This window comes from Vibrio sp. 1978 (genome assembly GCF_033344345.1).
The window spans coordinates 1-531 of the sequence record NZ_JAWPOP010000955.1; the positions used below are offsets into that span (position 1 = coordinate 1).

Annotated in this window: 1 pseudogene; it reads right to left on the reverse strand. The window is 47.8% G+C overall.

What is annotated here, in order from left to right:
- Positions 1-531: pseudogene (locus R8N49_RS30055) on the reverse strand (arabinose ABC transporter substrate-binding protein); the annotation flags it as partial.

Below are 531 nucleotides of genomic sequence, written 5' to 3' on the forward strand. Positions count from 1 at the left end.
CAATCACGTTTTCAGCAGCAAAACCTTGACCTTCAGTCGCGCGTACACCACCTAAAACCGTGTTGTCGTTCATACCAACAATCAGCCATTGCTTAACCTTTGGATATTGAACCAACAGTGAGTTAGCGGCATCTAACGCACCTGGGATGTCATTCGTTTTGGTCGGAACACGGTAGATTTGAGATTTAGGAAAGCCAGCATCTTCAAGTGCTTTTACAGAACCATCCACACGGCGACGAGCGGTATCTAGTTCGTCAGCAGTGATAGCCATAACACCTGTTGTAGCGGCATCCCATCCACGATTCGTCATCTCCTTAAACAGCTCTGAGCCCTGACGGTAACCAATTTCACTCGCCGCCATCATCACTAAAGGCACCTCTTTCATCGGTTCGCCTTTCGCGTTTAGAAACTGATCATCAACGGTAATAACTTTCAAATCGTAGCTTTTCGCTTTGGCCATAATCGCAGGGCCAAGCTTTGGATCTGGCGTACAAATGACAAAACCTTTCGCCCCGCTGGCAGCAAGCGTAT